This is a genomic window from Sandaracinobacteroides saxicola, from assembly GCF_014117445.1.
GTDB lineage: Bacteria > Pseudomonadota > Alphaproteobacteria > Sphingomonadales > Sphingomonadaceae > Sandaracinobacteroides_A > Sandaracinobacteroides_A saxicola.
Genome location: NZ_CP059851.1, coordinates 2,473,728 through 2,490,823 on the forward strand (window position 1 = coordinate 2,473,728; position 17,096 = coordinate 2,490,823).

Here is a 17,096-nt window from a genome sequence, read left to right on the forward strand (position 1 = left end):
CAGCGGCCCCTTGCGGTGCTAGCGCCGGATGACGAAGGGAGAGGCCATGCTGAAGGTGTTGCAGGAACTGGAGCGGCGGCGGGAGGCGGCGCGGATGGGGGGCGGCGTGGAGCGGATCGAGGCGCAGCACCGCAAGGGCCGGCTGACGGCGCGGGAGCGGCTGGACATATTGCTCGACCCCGGCAGTTTCGAGGAGCTCGACATGTATGTCGAGCATAATTGCGTCGATTTCGGCATGCCTGAGACGGTCATTCCCGGCGACGGCGTGGTGACCGGCAGCGGCACGATCAACGGCCGGCTGGTGTTCGTGTTCAGCCAGGATTTCACGGTGTTCGGCGGCTCGCTTTCGGAACGGCATGCGCAGAAGATCTGCAAGGTGATGGACATGGCGATGAAGGTGGGCGCGCCCGTCATCGGCCTGAACGACAGCGGCGGCGCGCGCATCCAGGAGGGGGTGGCGAGCCTGGGCGGCTATGCCGAGGTGTTCCAGCGCAACGTGCTCGCGTCCGGCGTGGTGCCGCAGGTCAGCCTGATCATGGGGCCGTGCGCGGGCGGCGCCGTCTACAGCCCGGCGATGACCGACTTCATCTTCATGGTGAAGGATTCGAGCTATATGTTCGTCACCGGGCCGGACGTGGTGAAGACGGTGACGAACGAGGTGGTGACCCAGGAGGAGCTGGGCGGGGCGGTGACGCACAGCACCAAATCGGGCGTTGCCGACATGGCGATGGAGGATGATGTCGATGCGCTGCTGCGGACGCGGGAGTTCTTCGATTTCCTGCCGCTGAACAATCGCACCGCGCCACCGTTCCGGCCCTCGAGCGACGAGGGCGAGCGGCGGATCGACAGCCTGGACACGCTGGTGCCGGCGCTGGCGACGCGGCCCTACGACATGAAGGAATTGATCCTGAAGGTGGCGGACGAAGGGCATTTCTTCGAGCTGCAACCGGGCCATGCCGGCAACATCATCATCGGCTTCGCCCGGATCGAGGGGCATGTGGTGGGCGTGGTCGCCAACCAGCCGATGGTGCTGGCGGGGTGCCTGGATATCGCGGCGAGCAAGAAGGCGGGGCGGTTCGTGCGCTTTTGCGACGCGTTCGGCATTCCGATCATCACCTTCGTGGATGTGCCGGGATTCCTGCCGGGCGTGGCGCAGGAGCATAATGGCATCATCAAGAATGGCGCGAAGCTGCTGTTCGCCTATGCCGAGGCGACGGTGCCGAAGATTACCGTCATCACGCGCAAGGCCTATGGCGGTGCCTATGACGTGATGGCGTCGAAGCATCTGCGCGGCGACCTCAACTATGCCTGGCCGACGGCGGAGATCGCGGTGATGGGGGCGAAGGGGGCGGTGGAGATCATCTTCCGCGGGAAAACGCCCGAGGAGATCGCCGAGCGGACGCGGGAATATGAGGCGCGCTTTGCCAACCCGTTCGTGGCGGCAAGCAAGGGCTTCATCGACGAGGTGATCATGCCGCATTCGACGCGGCGGCGCATTGCGGTAGGGTTGCGGAAGTTGCGGACGAAGAGTTTGGAAAATCCGTGGAAGAAGCACGACAATATTCCGCTGTGATGCTATGTTCGGTTGTGTTTTTGCGAAGGCATGGCGATGTTCGGCAGCAATGTTCCGGCGAAACTGAAAACGGTGAAGGGCAGTATATATGAGGTCAGCGCCGATGGCCTGGTGCGGACACGATACACCGGCGAAAAGAGCGTTGGCGCCAAGAATGTCTTTTATACCAGTTTCAAGGATTCGGAGACGCTGCTCAAGCTGAAGGACAAAACGGTTGATGGCGGCAAGGTATCTCTTGTCGCCCATGATCCCACGAAAGCTCAGATCAGCTTCGCCACGGGTGAGGGAACGATTGCCAAACCGCTGGTGTTCGACGTGCTGACACAGCCGGTCATTCAAGCCTGCCCGGTGGACGTCATTCTGGAGAAGGACGGCAAATTTGCCGACGATCATCGCTTTCATGTCGGGGATTACATCGTTCATGTCCTCCACGGCGCTTGACGGAGCATATTGATGCTGTTGCTGGCAGCTTGCGGTCGGATGAAGATAATGCCGGCCGGGCTGGCGCTGGTGGCGCTGCTGCTGGCGGGATCTGGGCAGACGGCACCGCCGGCGCCGCAGCGGCCCGGGTTTCCGGCGCCGGACCGGCCGGTGTCGGCGATCGTCAGCGACCAATGGTCCGACGAGGCGAGCCGGGATGACGCCGGGGAGGCGAGCGCGGTGATGCGGCTGCTGGGGGTGAAGCCGGGGATGGCGGTGGCGGATATCGGCGCGGGCCGCGGCTATTATGTAATGCGGCTGTCGAAGGCCGTGGGGCCTTCGGGCAGGGTCTATGCGCAGGATATCGTGCCGGCCTATCTGGCGCGGCTGGGGCAGCGGGTGGCGAAGGCGAAGCTCGACAATGTGACGCTGGTGACGGGGACGGCGGACGATCCGAAGCTGCCGCCGGGGAGCATCGACCTGGCGCTGATGGTGCACATGTATCACGAGATCAGCGCACCCTATGCGCTGCTGTGGCGGCTGCATGACGCGCTGCGCCCCGGTGCGCGGGTGGGGATCGTGGACAGCGACCGGCCGACGGACAGCCATGGCACGCCGCCCAAGCTGCTCGATTGCGAGATGGCGGCGGTCGGCTATCGCTTCGTGGCGCGGCATGCGCTGGATGCGGCCACGCACCTGTCGGTCTATGCGCCGGGCGAACGGCCTGTACCTGAGACGATACGAGTGTGCAAAGCTTAAACCGGATACCAGCCTTGTAGCAGCGCAATCAGCTTCGCCGGGTTGGTGGTGGCCTGGCGGACGGTCATGGCGCGGGCGGCGGCGAGGGCCGCGGGAAGCTCGGCGGTATCGGTGCAGGCCTGAATGAGCCCGCGTTCGGCGAAGGCCTCGACGATTTCGCGCTGGTGGTCGTCATAATGTTCTTTCTGGTCGGGGTCGCGCGGCATGGCGATGACGCGGCAGCCGGCGCGCAGCGCGGTGACCAGGCTGCCGGTGCCGCCGTGGGTGAAGACCAGGTCCGCCTCCTGCAGCAGGGCCTGGATGTCATCGAACCGCATGCCGTCGGTGCATTCCAACCCCTTGGGGCGCTCGCCGCCTTCGCCCACCTGCGCCACCACGCGTTCGGGCAGCAGGCCGGCGGCCTTCAACGCGGCGACGCCGTGCACCATGCGGTTGAAGGGCATGACGGTGCCGACGGTGACGAAGGCGAGCGGCTGTTTCGGCGGGCGCGGGGCGTCGACGATCTGGAAGGGGTCGCAGACCTCCGCATCGGGCCAGGCGGTGGCGAGCGCGGGGGACTGCACCACCTTGCGGGTGGCGAGCGGCCCGGCGAGCTTGCCGAACAGGGAAGGCGCGTGGAAGCGGGCGAAGCTTTCGATGACGACGATCTCGGCGCCCGAAAGCCGGCCGAACAGGGCACAGAAGAAGGCGGAGCCGGCGCCGGAGGAGATGACGACGTCCGGGCGTTCCGACGCGATGATGCGGAGCGAATCCCACAGGTTGGCGAGGCCGCCGCGGATCAGGCTGCCCCAGCCGGCGACCTTCGACTGGCCGAAGGCGAAATGGGCGAAGGTGCGGGTGCGGGTCTTTTCGGCGATGCTGGCGCCGAGCGGCGTGGGCTCGGTGGCGAACACCGTGTCGTGCGCGCGCCAGAAGGGTTCGAGGTCGAGCAGCTGGCGGACATGGCCGCCGCCGCTGGCGGCGAGCAGGATTTTCTTTTTCGGCATGGTCAGGCGCTCCGGTCGCGCCACTGGCGGAACCAGCTGGTGAAGCGCGGGATGCCCTCGGCAAGCGACGTGGTGGGCGCGAACCCCAGGTCGCGCGCGGCTTCGGCGATGTCGGCGAAGGTGGCGTGGACGTCGCCGGGCTGCATCGGGTGGAGTTGCCGAATCGCCTTCACACCCAGCGCGTCCTCCAGCGTGGCGACGAGGGTGAGCAAAGGTTCGGGCCGGCTGTTGCCGAGGTTGTAGAGGGCGTGCGGGCTGCGGGAGCCGCCGGGTTTTTCGCTGCCGTCGTCCGCCGGCGGCCGGTCCAGCGCGGCCAGCACGCCGGTGGTGATGTCGTCGATGAAGGTGAAGTCGCGGCTCATGTCGCCATGGTTGAACAGGCGGATCGGGCGGCCGGCAAGGATGGCGTCGGCGAACTGCCACAGCGCCATGTCCGGCCGGCCCCAGGGGCCATAGACGGTGAAGAAGCGCAGGCCGGTGAGGGGGGTTCGGAACAGATGGGCATAGGATTCGGCGAGCAGCTCACCCGATTTCTTGGTGGCGGCATAGAGCGAAACAGGCGAATCGACGCGGTCGGACAGCGCGAAGGGCAGTTTCGTGTTGCCGCCATAGACCGAGGAGGAGGAGGCATAGACCATGTGGGCGACGCGCGCATGGCGGGCGAGTTCGAGCAGGTTGAGGTGGCCGACGAGGTTGGATTGGGCATAGGCGGCGGGATTTTCCAGGCTGTAGCGGACGCCGGCCTGCGCGCCCAGGTGGACGATGCGGGTGATGGGGCGGGTCACGCGCTCGCCATCGGTGGCGGCGGCCAGCGCGGCGGCGTCGGCGAAATCGACGTGCACGAAGCGCCAGCCGGGGGTGCCGGCAAGCTGCGCCAGCCGGGCCTGTTTCAGCGCGGGATCATAATAGGGGTTGAGGTTGTCGAGGCCGAGCACCGCCTCCCCACGGGCGAGCAGCGCGCGGGCGACATGTAAACCGATGAAGCCGGCGGCGCCGGTGAGGAGGATGGTCATGCGGGGGCTTTGTTAAAGGGGGTTAACGGCGGGCGCCAGTGGGCTTTCCCCCGGCGATGCGTTGCGATAGACGGATGATGACAGCGGCAAGTGGATTTTCAGCGGCATGAGCATCGCCCTCGACCGGATCCTGACACCTTATACCAAGCGGGTGGACAGCCTGTCGCATCGGGTGCGGCGCTGGCTCCTGGTTGCGATCATGGGTTTCTATGCCTGTTTCATGGGGCTGGTGATCGCCATCCTGCCGGTGCAGGCGATGTTCATTCCGGCGACGCCGCTGCTGATCCTGTTCATCATCGCCGCCTGGATGCTGCCGGACAGCGATGTGCAGGTTGACGAAACGCTGAAGACCGCGCTGATCGTGTTCATCTATTGTGCCGGGCTGTGGCCGGTCTATCTCGCGGTGGAGCTGCCCGGCCTGCCGTGGATCACGCTCAACCGCGCGGCCCTGTTCGCGCTGGTGGCGATCGCGGTTTATGGCTTCGCGCAGTCGAGCCGGCTGCGCGGCGACGTGGCGACGGTGTTCAAGGCGACGCCCTTTTTGATGAAGGTGTTCATCGGCTGGCTGATCATCCAGATCATCACGATTCCCCTGGCGCCGCAGTTGTTCGGCTCCTTGAACCGCTGGGTGCTGAACCAGCTGTTCTGGACCTTTCCGCTGCTGATCGGCGCCTGGGCCTTCAGCAAGGAGGGCCTGGGACTGCGGTTCAAGACGGCGATCCTGGTGGTCGCGCTGATCGTCTCTTTCCTGGTCTTTCCCGAAACGCGGATGGGAAAGCCGATCTGGGCCGATCATATCCCCTTCTTCCTGAAGGTGGATGACGAGGCGCTGATGGGCCGCATCCTGGGATCGCAGGCGCGCGCCGCCGACGGGCTCTACCGGGCCCGATCGGTGTTCAATGTCAGCCTCAGCCTGGCGGAATTCATGTCGCTGGTTTTCCCCTTTGTCATCCACGCCCTGGTGACGGCGACCAGCTGGCCGCGGCGGCTGCTGTTGATCGCCCTTTATTTCTCCTGCGCCGGCGCGATGTTCCTGACCAACAACCGCAGCGGTCTGATCGGCTTCTTCCTGAGCCACATCGTGTACAGCCTGTTCTGGGGCATCAAGCGTCTGCGCACCCATGGCGGTCGGCGCGACATGGTGGGACCATCGCTGATCTTGATGTACCCGATGGCGCTGGTGGCGTTCGTCATCGCACTGTTTTCCAGCCGCACGCTCTATGTGAAGGTGATCGGCGGCGGACAGCATCAGGCGAGCAATGATTCGCGCGGCATCCAGTATGACCTGATGTGGGAGAAATTCTTCCGCAATCCCTTTGGCCATGGGCCGAACCAGGCGTGGGAGCTGGTCGGCTTTACCAACGGCGAGGGCACGGTGACGCTGGACGCCTATCCCATCAACCTGCTGCTGGACTATGGGATCATCGGTTTCTGCCTGTTCGTGGCGCTGTTCGGCGGTGCCATCTTCTATGGCTGGCGCACCTACCAGCGGTCTGACTCGGAGGAGCTCGACCTGACGGCACCGGCGTCGGTGGCGCTGGTGAATTTCCTGGTGATCAAGCTGGTGCTGAGCCTGGAGCAGAACCATTATCTGGCGTTCCTGCTGGTGGGGCTGATCATGGCCATGCACTATCGCCAGACCTTGGTGGATGCCGCGAAGGCGGCGGTGCCGGCCTCAGTGCGATTGCAACCCCTGCGCATGCGCCGATAAGGCGCTTGGGGGGATGACCCAGCGCGTCGGTTTCTGGGGCGGTCTCGCGCTGTTCGCGCTGCTGTGGCTGCTGCCGGCGCCGGCGGGGCTGTCGGCGGCGGCTTGGGCGGTGGCGGCGGTCGCGGTGCTGATGGCGGCCTGGTGGTTCACGGAAGCCGTGCCGATCGCCGCGACGGCGCTGCTGCCCTTCCTGCTGTTCCCGCTGCTGGGGATCGCCAGCGCGGGGGATGCGGCGCAAAGCTATTACTCGCCGATCATCTTCCTGGTGCTGGGCGGCGCGCTGGTGGCGCTCGCGGTCGAAAAGGCCGGGCTGCACCGGCGGCTGGCGCTGGCCATCGCCCGGCGCGGCGGCACCAGTCCGCGCGGGCTGGTGACGGCGTTCATGCTGGCGACGGCGATCGTTTCCATGGGGGTATCGAACACCGCCACCGCCCTTATCATGATGCCGATCGCGCTGGCGCTGGTGGCGGCGAGCCATGACGCGATTGCCGAGGCCGACCGGGAGCGCTTCGCCGCGGCGCTGGTGCTGGGGGTGGCCTATGCCGCCAGCATCGGCGGGCTGGGGACGCTGGTGGGGTCGCCGACCAACGCGATCGCTGCCGGGCTGATCAACAAGACGCTGGGGACGGAGATCGATTTCCTGACCTGGGCGATGTTCGGGCTGCCGCTGGTGCTGCTGGGGGTGCCGCTGACCGCCTTCGTGCTGAACCGATATCTTCGGGTGCCGGTGGGCGCCATCGACCGCGCCGCCGTGCTGGCGGCGGTGGGGGAGACAGGGGCATACAGCGTGTTCGAGCGGCGGCTGATCCCGGTGCTGCTGCTGCTGCTGTTCGGCTGGACGGTGCTGCCCTTCATCAAGGAGGCGATTGCGCTGCCGCGGGCGGACGATGGCGTGGTGGCGGTGGGCATCGGCCTGCTGCTGTTCCTGCTGCGCAAGGGGCCGGGTGAGGCGCCGATGCTGGAGGGGCCGGACCTGGCGAAGGTGCCGTGGGATGTGATCCTGCTGTTCGGTGGCGGGCTGGCGCTGGCGGACGGCATCACGGGAAGCGGCCTGGCGGCCTGGCTGGGGCAGCAGCTGACGGTGGCGGGCACCTTGCCGCCGGTATTGCTGGCGGCGCTGATCGTGCTGCTGGTGATCGTGGTGACGGAGTTCGCGAGCAATGTGGCGACGGCGAGCGGCTTCATTCCGGTGGTCGCCGGGCTGGTGCTGGCGACCGGCGCCGATCCGCAGCTGCTGGCGATTCCGGCCGCGATGGCGGCGAGCTGGGGCTTCATGATGCCGGCGGGGACGGGACCGAACGCCATCGCCTATGCCACCGGTCGCGTCAGCGTGGCGACGATGGTGAAGGCCGGCGCGCTGGTGGACATGATCGGCGTGCCGCTGATCGTGGGGGTGTGCTTCGCGGTTGCCGCATGGGTGTGAGGCGGGTAAGCCGCCACGAAACAATGTCGGGGACAGGCGCATGAAACTTCTGGCGGGCAACAGCAATCCGGCGCTGGCGCGCGACATCGCGAGCTATCTGGAAATCCCGCTGACCAGCGCCAGCGTGCGGCGCTTCGCCGACGAGGAGATTTTCGTGGAAATCCACGAGAATGTCCGCGGCGAGGATGTGTTCGTGATCCAGTCGACCGGCGCGCCGGCGAACGACAATCTGATGGAATTGCTGATCTGCATCGATGCGCTGCGGCGGGCGAGCGCCAAGCGCATCACCGCGGTGCTGCCCTATTTCGGCTATGCCCGGCAGGACCGGAAGCCGGGGCCGAGGACGCCGATCTCGGCGAAGCTGGTGGCGAACCTGATCACGGTGGCCGGCGCCAACCGGGTGCTGTCGGTGGACCTGCACGCCGGGCAGATCCAGGGTTTTTTCGACATCCCGACCGACAATCTCTATGCCGCACCGGTGATGAGCGCCGATATCGAATCGCGCTTCCCGCAGCATCGCGGCCGGCTGATGGTGGTGTCGCCCGACGTGGGCGGCGTGGTGCGGGCGCGGGCGCTGGCGCGGCGCCTGGACAATGCGCCGCTGTCGATCGTGGACAAAAGGCGGGAACGGCCCGGCGAATCGGAGGTGATGAACATCATCGGCGACGTGAAGGGGCGCTTCTGCGTGCTGGTGGATGACATCGTCGACAGCGCGGGGACGCTGTGCAACGCGGCGAAGGCACTGATGGAGGCCGGCGCGGAGGGGGTGGTGGCCTATGTCAGCCATGGCGTGCTCTCTGGCGGGGCGGTGGCACGGGTGGAGGGCAGCCTGCTGACCGAGCTGGTGGTGACTGACAGCATCGCGGCATGCGAGGCGGTGGCGGGCGCGGCGAAAATCCGCCGGCTGCCGATCGCGCCGCTGGTGGGCGAAGCGATGCGGCGCATCAGTGACGAAGCGAGTGTGAGTAGTTTGTTCGATTAACCCGCGGCGCAGTTGGCGGCGATGAAGGCTTCGTGGGTGGGCATGGCGCGGGCGGCTTCTTCCGTCACGCGGCGCAGGCCGGCGAGGCGGGCCTTGGCATCGACATGGCCGCGGGCGTGTACAAGGGGGTCCCAGCCCGCGGGTTCGACATGCTGGCCGATATAGACGGCGAGCCAGCTGACGTTGAGGAACAACTCCTCGCCGGGGGAGACCAAGCGGGCGTCTCGGCGGAAATGCGCCATGCGTGTGGCCAGGCTGTCGGGCGGTGCCGTGGCGGCGCAATCGCGCCACAGGGCGGAATCGGTGCGGCCGGTGGCGTGATAGTGGAGGATGAGGAAATCGCGGATGCGTTCCCATTCCTGCGCCGTGACGCGGTTGAACTCGTCCGCCAGCAGCGGATCGAAAGCGCGGTCCGGGAACAGGCCAAGGAGGCGCATCAGGCCGGACTGGATGAGGTGGATGCTGGTGCTCTCCAGCGGCTCCATGAAGCCGGCGGCCAGCCCGATGGCGACGACATTCTTCACCCACGCCCGGGTGCGCCGGCCGGTGGTGAAGCGCAGCGGGCGGGGATCGGCCAAGGCTTTGCCGTCGAGGCGGGAGGCGAGCAGGCGGGCGGCGTCGTCGTCCGACAGGTGGGCGCTCGAATAGACATAGCCGTTGCCAGTGCGGTGTTGCAGCGGGATGCGCCACTGCCAGCCGGCCTCGCGCGCGGTGGAGCGGGTGAAGGGGGTGAGCGGCGCGGCATTCTCGCAGGGCATCGCCATGGCGCGGTCGCAGGGCAGCCAGCGGGTCCAGTCCTGATAGCCGGCCTTCAGCGCGCCCTCCACCAACAGCCCGCGGAAGCCGGAGCAGTCGATGAACAGGTCGGCGGACAGGACGCGGCCGTCTTCGAGCGTGACGCTTTCGACGAAGCCGGTTTCGCCATTCTGGGTAACGGTGCCGACCTTGCCTTCGTGGCGGGCAACGCCGCGGGCTTCGGCGTAGCGGCGCAGGTAAGCGGCGTAGAGGCCGGCGTCGAAATGATAGGCATAGTCGAAGGTGGATTGCACCATCCGGCGATCGGACGACGGCGGGCTGAAGCGGTTGTGGACGGCCATGCGCCAGGCGAGCGAATAGTCCCACAGCGGCGTCGGGTCGCCCCGCCCACGTTCGCGCAGCCACCAGTGGTGCAGCGGCACGCGGTCGAAATCGGCGCCGAAGCTGCCGAAGGGGTGGAAATAGCGGTTGCCGAGACTGCCCCAGTCGACGAACTCGATGCCGAGCTTGAAGGTGCCCTGGGTGGCGCGGACGAAGTCGGCTTCCGCGATCCCCAGCATCGCGTTGAACAGCTTGATCGGCGGGATGGTGGCCTCGCCGACGCCGACGGTGCCGATCTCCTCGCTCTCCACCAGCATGATTTGCGTGGAGGTTCCGAGCGCGCTGGCCAGCGCGGCGGCGGCCATCCAGCCGGCGGAACCCCCGCCGGCGATCAGGATGGAGCGGATGGGGTTCATGCGTCCACGCCCTGCGGAATGACGTGGCCGGTTTTCGGCAGCAGCCAGCGCAGCAGCGGCCCGGTCATCAGGGTGGTGGTGATCGCCATGATGACCAGCATGGTGAAGACGTCCTGCGGAATGAAGCCCATGTCGCGGCCGACGTTGAGCACGATCAGCTCCATCAGCGCGCGGGTGTTCATCAGGCTGCCGAGCACGCCCGATTGCGCCGGCGTGAACCCGGAGAGGCGGGCGGCGGCATAGACGGGCAAGATCTTCCCCAGGATCGAGGCAGCCAGGAAGGCGAGGCACCAGCCGATGTCGGTGGCGCTGTCCAGCCCGAGGACGTTGGTTCTAAGGCCGGTGAAGGTGAAGAAGATGGGGAGGAAGAAAACCAGGACGAAGACACCGATCTTGTCACGCCAGAGCGCGGCGAAGGCCTGGTGCCGGTGCACGGTGATGCCGACGGCGAAGCCGCCGAAGATGGCGAAGATGCCCAGGCTGGAGGTGACAATGGCGGCGCCGAAGCAGAGCGCGAGGATGAGGGCGATGAGGTCGGGGCCGAGGGGCTTCTCGCCGCGCTCCACCGGGCCGATCAGCCGGTCGAGCAGGGGTTTGACCACGAGCATCAGGACGGCCCCCAAGGCTGCAAGGCCGAGCAGTTTCAGGCCGAAGCCGCCGGGGTCGAAGGCGGCGGCACCGATGGCGGCGATGGCGGCGAGCAGCAGCCAGCCGATGACATCGTTCACTGCCGCGGCGCTGATGGCGATCACGCCGAGCGGGTGCGCGGTCAGCCCGAACTGCCGGAGGATGCGGCCGAGGATGGGGACCGCGGTGATGGCGAGCGCGACGCCGCAGAACAGGGAATAGACCACCGGGTTGATGGCGGGCGCGAGGGTGGCGGCGCTGGCGAGGCCGAGCGCGAGGCCGAGTGCAAAGGGCACGAGGATGGAGGCCGCGGCGACGCCGAGCATGGTGCGGCGGGTCGCGGGGTCCTTCAGCAGGTTGAAATGGAACTCGCTGCCGATCTGGAACATCAGCAGGATGAGGCCGACCTGGCTGAGCACCGCGATCTCGTCGCCGGGTTTGCTGCCGAATACCCACAGGGACGCCTCGGGAAAGAGCGCGCCGAACAGCGAGGGGCCGAGCAGCAGGCCGGCGACGATCTCGCCGGTGGCGCCGGGCTGCCCCAGCCGCAGCGCGAGGCCGTGGAACAGCCGGGCAGCCGCGATCATGATGATCAGCTGCACCAGCACATGCAGCAGCAATTGTTCGAGATGATGGACCGATGCCGTCATCGCGCCGTCATAGCGGGGTGAAGCGCGCCGCCATGCCGCCTCCGGCCAGCAGGCTGACGGGCAGGCTGTCGGCGGCGGTGACGGTACGGGTTTCCATGCGCGCGTCGGCCGTGCCGTCGCCGCTGTCCTGCCACAGGGTGGCGCGATAGCGGACGCCCGGCGTCAGGAAGCCGAGCGGCACGGTGAGGCTGCGCGCTTCCTCGTTGGTGAGCGCGCCGAGCCACCAGTCTTTCGATTTCCGGTCCTGCCGCGCCTGCACCACGAAGCGGCCGATGGCGCCATCGAGCATGATGCTGCGTTCCCAGTCGGTCGGCGTCGCCTTGATGAGGGCGAAGCCGTTGGGGAAGCGGGCGTAATTCTCGATGAAGTCCGCCGCCATGACGATCGGCGAGTGGATGACGATGTAGAGCGACAATTGCCGGCCGACGGTGCCCAGGATGCGGCTGCCGTCCTGCCCGGTCAGGCTGAGCACGCCGGGGGTGAAGTCCATCGGGCCGGCGAGCAGCCGCGTGAAGGCCAGCGTCGGCTCGTGGCTGAGCGGGTTCTTCTGGCCCCAGGCGTTGTATTCCATGCCGCGCGCGCCTTCGCGGCTGATCCAGTTGGGGTAGGTGCGCCTGAGGCCGCTGTCCTTCACCGGCTCGTGCGTATTGATGGCGATGCGGCGCTTGGCGGCTTCGGTCACGACCTTCAGCTCGTGCACCACCTTGGCCTGGCCTTCGTGCCATTCGAAGCTGAGGCTGCCATCCGGTTGCAGCGCCTTGGCGCCGCCGAGGTCGCTGACATAGCCCGTTTTCACGCTGTCGATGCCGAGGCGCTGGTAGAGGTCGAACCCCGCGCCCATCTGCGCCTCGTAATGCGCCATCTGGCCGCTGGTCTCGTGGTGGCCGATGATGTGCACGCCCTTTTTGCGGGCATAGGCGGCGACGCGCTCCAGGTCGAAATCGGGATAGGGCTGGGTGAAGCTGAAGGCCTCGCCGTTGCCGAACCAGTCGCCGTCCCAGCCGATGTTCCAGCCCTCGATCAGCAGACCGGGGATGCCGTTCCTCGCGGCGAAATCGATATATTGCAGCGCGCGGGCGGTGGTGGCGCCGTGCCGGGGCCCGCTGGCCCAGGTCCAGTCGCCGCGGATCATGCCCCACCAGATGCCGATATATTTGCGGGGGGTCACCCAGGAGACGTCGCCGAGCCTGTTGGGTTCGTTGAGGTTCAGCGTCAGCCGGCTGTTGGCGAGGCCGGCGGCGCTGTCGGCGACGATAAGCGTGCGCCAGGGGGTGACGAAAGGCGCGGTGCGCAGGACCTTCGGGCCGACGCCGGCGGGGGTCAGCATGGCTTTCAGCAGGCCGCGCTCCACCTTCTGCACCTGCATGCCGCTGTAATCCACCAGCGCCGCCTCGTGCAGCGACAGGTGCAGGCCGTCACGGTACCGGAAGCTGATCGGGGTCTGCGCCAGGCCGATCTCGGCGACCGGCGTTTCGTTGTAGAGATATTCCTCCCGGTTCCACTCGCCGGCGGGGATCCACCAGGCGGTCGCGGGCTGGGCAAGCGCGAATTCGGTCAGTTCCTCGGTGATGCGCACCGTCTTCCAGGCCTCGGGGAATTCATAGCGGAAGGCGAAGCCGTCATCGAACAGGCGCAGGCGCAGGAAGAGCGTGCGCTTGCGCCCGTCGGTTTCGGTGAGCGCCACCAGCAGCTCGCGGTGATGGTCGCGGATGTCGCGGTCCTCGCCCCAGGGCTGCTGCCAGCGGTTGTCGGCGTCGGCGCGGCTGACTTCGGTGATGCTCAGCTTGCGGTGGATTTTGGGCGCGTCGGCGAACAGGAAGCCGAGCTGCGAGGGCGCGAGGATCGCCTTGCCGTCACGGGCGAGGCTGTAGCTGGCGCGACCGTCATTGTCGGTGCCGAGCGTCGCCACCAGCCGGCCATCGGGCGAGGCGACGGTGATCGGGGCCGCGCCGGCGAGGCTGGCGAACAGCAGGGCGAACAGGGTGATGAGCGTGCGCATCAGGCTTTCCTTGCGATCCAGGCCCCGAGCGGCGGCAGGCTGGCGCTGTCCACCTCCGCGCCGTTGAGCGTGAGCAGCGGCTGCCAGCCGGGTTCGTGGGCGAGCGCCACGGTCACATCGCCCAGGTTGAAGGCGGCGCGCAGCGTTTCGCCGTCATGCCGGCGTTCGAGGATGAGCAGCGTGCCGCGCGCGGCGACCACGCCCAGGCTGCCGCGGCGCAGCGCGGGATGGCCGCCACGCAGCGCGATGGCGGCGCGGGCGAAATTCAGCACCGACTGCGGGTCGGCGTCCTGCGCGTCCACCGCCAGCGCGGCATGGCGCGGGTCGAGCGGCAGCCAGGGCGTGCCGCTGCTGAAGCCGGCGTTGGTTGCGTGCACCTGCCAGGGCATCGGCGTGCGCGCGCCGTCGCGGCCCAGCGTCAGCGGCCAGTTGGCGATGGCTTCGGGGTCGCGCAGATGGTCATAGGCGACCTCCCCTTGCGGCAGGCCGAGTTCCTCGCCCTGGTAGAGGAAAGCGTTGCCGCGCAGGCTGAGCAGCAACAGCAGGCAGAGTTTGGCGAAGGCCGCGCTGTCGTTGCCGGCATACCAGCGGGTCAGGTGGCGCGGCGCGTCATGGTTGCTGAACGCCCAGCTCGGCCAGCCTTCGGCCGCGTCGCCCGGCCAGTCGGCGAGCGCGTTCACCACCCGTTCGGGCGACAGGTCCTGCGCATAGAGGAAGGCGAAATTATAGGCGGTGTTGAGCCGGGCATCGCCGTGCGTGAAGGCCTTCATCTCCGCCACCGGGTTGGCGCCGCCGATTTCGGCGACGGTGAAGGTGGCGCCATAGCTGTCCATCACGGCGCGGATGCGTTCCAGGAAGGGCAGGATCTGCGGCTGCGACTGGTTGTACTTGTGCTGCTGGAAATCGAAGCTGCGGCTGCGGCGGCGGTTGCCGGGGGGCGCCGGCGGATTGTCGCGCAGCGCCGGATCGAACATGGCGAAGTTCAGCGCGTCCAGCCGGAAGCCGTCGACGCCGCGGTCCAGCCAGAAGCGCGCGGCGTCGAGCAGCGCGTCCTGCACGGCGAGGTTGTGCACGTTCAGCTGCGGCTGCGAGTTGAGGAAATTGTGCATGTAATATTGGCCGCGCCGCGCGTCCCAGGTCCAGGCCGGGCCGCCGAAGACGGACTGCCAGTTGTTCGGCGGGGTGCCGTCCGCCTTGGGATCGGCCCAGACATACCAGTCGGCGCGGGGGTTGTTGCGGCTGGTCCGGCTTTGCGCGAACCAGGCATGGTCCCAGCTGGTGTGGGCATAGACTTGGTCGATGATCACCCGGAGGCCGAGGCCGTGCGCCTTTGTCAGCAGCGCGTCGAAATCGGCGAGCGTGCCGAACTCCGGCGCGACATCGCAGTAATCGGCGACGTCATAGCCATAATCGTGCATCGGCGAGGGGTAGAAGGGCGAGATCCAGACCGCATCGACCCCCAGCGAGGCGATATGGTCGAGCCGGGCGGTGATGCCGGGCAGGTCGCCGATGCCGTCGCCGTTCGAATCGGCGAAGCTGCGCGGATAGACCTGATAGATGGTGGCGCCATGCCACCAGGGCGATTGGGACGCGGGATACAGGGCAGGCGCGGCCTGCCGGGAGAGGGCATTCATTTGACGGACTCACACAGGGCAAAGGCGAAGGGCGGCAGGGTCAGCGTGACGCTGCCGGGGGCGTTGGAGCTGGCGGGGCAGGCGCCCGCAAGGCTGCGCCAGCGCAGCGAGGCGGGGGTGGATTCCATGTTGACGGTGACGGGTTTGGCGCTGGCGTTGAAGACCGCGAGCAGTTCCGGTTCGCCGTCCATCAGCCGGCTGAAGCCGGTGACGCCGGGGGTGGTGGAAAGGCGCGCGACCTGGCGGCCGTGGCGCAGCGCGGCATGGCCGGCGCGGAGTTTCGAGAGCGCGGCGATGGCGCGGTAGAGCGGCGCGTCCGGGTTGAAATTATCCTGCGCGCCGGTGCGGCCCGTGCCGGGCAGGCGTTCGGCGGCGTAGCTCGGGACCTTGCTGGCGAACAGGGTCTGGCGGGCGGCCTGGTCGTTGCCCAGGCCGGCGAAACCCTGTTCGTCGGCATAATAGACGGTGGGAACGCCGCGCGCCAGGAACAGCATGGCGTGGGCGAGAGTGGCGCGGGCGAGCGCCTCGCCGTCCGTCATGCGCGGGTTGGCGGCGCGGGCGAACATCAGGAAGCGCCCGGCGTCGTGGTTGCTGATAAAGGTGGGCAGCTGGTTGGCCACCTGCCAGCCCGGCGTCGCGGCGTTGCCATAGAGCGCGTCATCGTCGGGCAGGCGCTCCATCAGGCGCATGTCGGCCCGCCCGGCGGCGGCGATGACGGCGAGCTGCAGGTTGAAATCGAGCACCGCGGGGTAGCCATCGACCTGCACATAGCGGGCAAGCAGCGCCGGGTCGTAATCGCCGGTCGCGACCTCCCCGAAGATGTGGAAATTGGGGATGCCGCGCGCCTTCGCGCGGGCGAGCATGGCGGGAACGAAGGCCTGCCAGAATTCGCTGTTCACATGCTTCGCCGTGTCCACCCGGAAGCCGTCGATGCCGAACTCGTCGATCCAGCGGCCGTAGATGTCGATCATCCCCTGAACGACGCGCGGATGGTCGGTGAACAGGTCGTCGAGGCCGACGAAATCGCCCATCTGGCTGTTCTCGCCGCTGAAGGTCGTGTCACCGCGGTTGTGGTAGAAAATCGGATCGTTGAGCCAGGCCGGGACCTTCACCGATTTCTCGGCGTCGGGCACCACCGGTGTCCAGGCATAGTCCGGCCGGGTCAGGCGGGCGAAGTTTTCGGCGGTCCGGACCGTTTCACCCATGAAGCCATCGTTTATCTCTGCACCGTTGACGCCCTTCAGCCGCGTCCAGGGATAATCGGCGCGGGAGCGGTAGGGGCAGGCGCTGGTCGGGCATTCGCGATACTGGATGACGTCCGCGGTGTGGTTGGCGATGATGTCCATATAGACCTTCATGCCGCGCGCGTGGGCGGCGTCGACGAAGGCCTTGAACTCGGCATTGGTGCCGAAATGCGGGTCGACCCGGGTGAAGTCGGTGACCCAATAGCCATGGTAGCCGGCGCTGTGGGTGCCGGGGCCGCCCTGGACGGGCTTGTTCTTGAAGATCGGCGCGAACCAGATGGCGGTGGCGCCCAGGCCCTGGATATAGTCGAGGCGGTCGGTGAGGCCCTTCAGGTCGCCGCCGTTGAAGAAGCCCTTGTGGGTGGGATCGAAGCCGTGCCGCAGCCGGTCGCCGGGAATGCCGCCGCTGTCGTTCGACGGGTCGCCGTTGGCGAAGCGGTCGGGAAGGACGAAATAGATGATCTCGTCCGACGGTGGCCGGGCGCGGACCTTGTCCTGCGCGGCGAGCGGTGCCGCGAGCAGCAGGGCGAGGAGCGGCGCCAGAAGCGTCATGCGGGGGATGTTGCGCGCCATGGCAGGCCC

Annotated in this window: 13 protein-coding genes; 6 read left to right on the top strand and 7 right to left on the bottom strand. The window is 67.5% G+C overall.

The window, feature by feature from the left end; translation table 11 throughout:
- Positions 1-46: 46 nt before the first annotated feature.
- From H3309_RS12470 to H3309_RS12480, 3 genes are read left to right on the top strand one after another with little or no spacing between them, the layout of a single operon-like run.
- Positions 47-1,573 carry an acyl-CoA carboxylase subunit beta gene (locus H3309_RS12470; protein ID WP_182295019.1) on the top strand — a complete coding sequence of 509 codons (1,527 nt, stop codon included), beginning with the start codon at positions 47-49 and terminating at the stop codon, positions 1,571-1,573.
- Positions 1,574-1,603: 30 nt separating this feature from the next.
- Positions 1,604-2,014: a hypothetical protein gene (locus H3309_RS12475; protein WP_182295020.1), complete on the top strand. Its 411-nt coding sequence runs from the start codon at positions 1,604-1,606 to the stop codon at positions 2,012-2,014.
- A 39-nt stretch (positions 2,015-2,053) separates the two neighbouring features.
- The gene (locus H3309_RS12480; protein ID WP_243453720.1) at positions 2,054-2,752 is read left to right on the top strand and encodes a class I SAM-dependent methyltransferase; all 699 of its coding nucleotides are present in this window, start codon (positions 2,054-2,056) and stop codon (positions 2,750-2,752) included.
- Here the strand turns inward: H3309_RS12480 and welK are convergent.
- Entirely contained in the window at positions 2,749-3,738 is a 990-nt protein-coding gene (gene welK / locus H3309_RS12485; RefSeq protein ID WP_182295021.1) for a beta-1,4-glucuronosyltransferase WelK, read from the bottom strand. The two genes, H3309_RS12480 and welK, sit on opposite strands and share 4 nt — an antisense overlap.
- A 2-nt stretch (positions 3,739-3,740) precedes the next feature.
- On the bottom strand, positions 3,741-4,751 hold the full coding sequence (locus H3309_RS12490; protein ID WP_182295022.1) for an NAD-dependent epimerase/dehydratase family protein: 1,011 nt from the start codon (positions 4,749-4,751) through the stop codon (positions 3,741-3,743).
- Between the two features lie 106 nt (positions 4,752-4,857).
- On the opposite strand from H3309_RS12490, the gene H3309_RS12495 reads away from it, so the two are divergent.
- From H3309_RS12495 to H3309_RS12505, 3 genes are read left to right on the top strand one after another with little or no spacing between them, the layout of a single operon-like run.
- Positions 4,858-6,462: an O-antigen ligase family protein gene (locus H3309_RS12495; protein WP_182295023.1), complete on the top strand. Its 1,605-nt coding sequence runs from the start codon at positions 4,858-4,860 to the stop codon at positions 6,460-6,462.
- Positions 6,463-6,475: 13 nt separating this feature from the next.
- Positions 6,476-7,885 carry an SLC13 family permease gene (locus H3309_RS12500; RefSeq protein WP_182295024.1) on the top strand — a complete coding sequence of 470 codons (1,410 nt, stop codon included), beginning with the start codon at positions 6,476-6,478 and terminating at the stop codon, positions 7,883-7,885.
- A gap of 40 nt (positions 7,886-7,925) precedes the next feature.
- Entirely contained in the window at positions 7,926-8,867 is a 942-nt protein-coding gene (locus tag H3309_RS12505; RefSeq protein ID WP_182295025.1) for a ribose-phosphate pyrophosphokinase, read from the top strand.
- On the opposite strand, the gene H3309_RS12510 is transcribed toward H3309_RS12505, so the two are convergent.
- The 5 genes from H3309_RS12510 to H3309_RS12530 are packed head-to-tail and all read right to left on the bottom strand — an operon-like array spanning position 8,864 to position 17,087.
- The gene (locus H3309_RS12510) at positions 8,864-10,360 is read right to left on the bottom strand and encodes a tryptophan halogenase family protein (protein ID WP_182295026.1); all 1,497 of its coding nucleotides are present in this window, start codon (positions 10,358-10,360) and stop codon (positions 8,864-8,866) included. The two genes, H3309_RS12505 and H3309_RS12510, sit on opposite strands and share 4 nt — an antisense overlap.
- Positions 10,357-11,637 (bottom strand): cation:proton antiporter, encoded by a 1,281-nt coding sequence (locus H3309_RS12515; RefSeq protein ID WP_182295027.1) that lies wholly within the window; start codon positions 11,635-11,637, stop codon positions 10,357-10,359. The genes H3309_RS12510 and H3309_RS12515 overlap by 4 nt, the downstream gene beginning before the upstream one ends.
- Positions 11,638-11,644: 7 nt before the next feature.
- Positions 11,645-13,636: a glycoside hydrolase family 97 protein gene (locus H3309_RS12520; protein ID WP_182295028.1), complete on the bottom strand. Its 1,992-nt coding sequence runs from the start codon at positions 13,634-13,636 to the stop codon at positions 11,645-11,647.
- Positions 13,636-15,270 carry an alpha-amylase family glycosyl hydrolase gene (locus H3309_RS12525; protein WP_182295029.1) on the bottom strand — a complete coding sequence of 545 codons (1,635 nt, stop codon included), beginning with the start codon at positions 15,268-15,270 and terminating at the stop codon, positions 13,636-13,638. Before H3309_RS12525 ends, H3309_RS12520 begins: the two co-directional genes overlap by 1 nt.
- A complete protein-coding gene (locus tag H3309_RS12530) occupies positions 15,267-17,087 on the bottom strand; it encodes an alpha-amylase family glycosyl hydrolase (protein WP_182295030.1) in 1,821 nt (606 codons plus the stop codon). Before H3309_RS12530 ends, H3309_RS12525 begins: the two co-directional genes overlap by 4 nt.
- Between the last annotated feature and the right edge of the window lie 9 nt (positions 17,088-17,096).

Coding starts and splice junctions, on each gene's coding strand:
- H3309_RS12470 (WP_182295019.1), top strand. CDS start 47: ATGCTGAAGGTGTTGCAGGAACTGGAGCGGCGGCGGGAGGCGGCGCGG.
- H3309_RS12475 (WP_182295020.1), top strand. CDS start 1,604: ATGGCGATGTTCGGCAGCAATGTTCCGGCGAAACTGAAAACGGTGAAG.
- H3309_RS12480 (WP_243453720.1), top strand. CDS start 2,054: ATGAAGATAATGCCGGCCGGGCTGGCGCTGGTGGCGCTGCTGCTGGCG.
- welK (WP_182295021.1), bottom strand. CDS start 3,738: ATGCCGAAAAAGAAAATCCTGCTCGCCGCCAGCGGCGGCGGCCATGTC.
- H3309_RS12490 (WP_182295022.1), bottom strand. CDS start 4,751: ATGACCATCCTCCTCACCGGCGCCGCCGGCTTCATCGGTTTACATGTC.
- H3309_RS12495 (WP_182295023.1), top strand. CDS start 4,858: ATGAGCATCGCCCTCGACCGGATCCTGACACCTTATACCAAGCGGGTG.
- H3309_RS12500 (WP_182295024.1), top strand. CDS start 6,476: ATGACCCAGCGCGTCGGTTTCTGGGGCGGTCTCGCGCTGTTCGCGCTG.
- H3309_RS12505 (WP_182295025.1), top strand. CDS start 7,926: ATGAAACTTCTGGCGGGCAACAGCAATCCGGCGCTGGCGCGCGACATC.
- H3309_RS12510 (WP_182295026.1), bottom strand. CDS start 10,360: ATGAACCCCATCCGCTCCATCCTGATCGCCGGCGGGGGTTCCGCCGGC.
- H3309_RS12515 (WP_182295027.1), bottom strand. CDS start 11,637: ATGACGGCATCGGTCCATCATCTCGAACAATTGCTGCTGCATGTGCTG.
- H3309_RS12520 (WP_182295028.1), bottom strand. CDS start 13,636: ATGCGCACGCTCATCACCCTGTTCGCCCTGCTGTTCGCCAGCCTCGCC.
- H3309_RS12525 (WP_182295029.1), bottom strand. CDS start 15,270: ATGAATGCCCTCTCCCGGCAGGCCGCGCCTGCCCTGTATCCCGCGTCC.
- H3309_RS12530 (WP_182295030.1), bottom strand. CDS start 17,087: ATGGCGCGCAACATCCCCCGCATGACGCTTCTGGCGCCGCTCCTCGCC.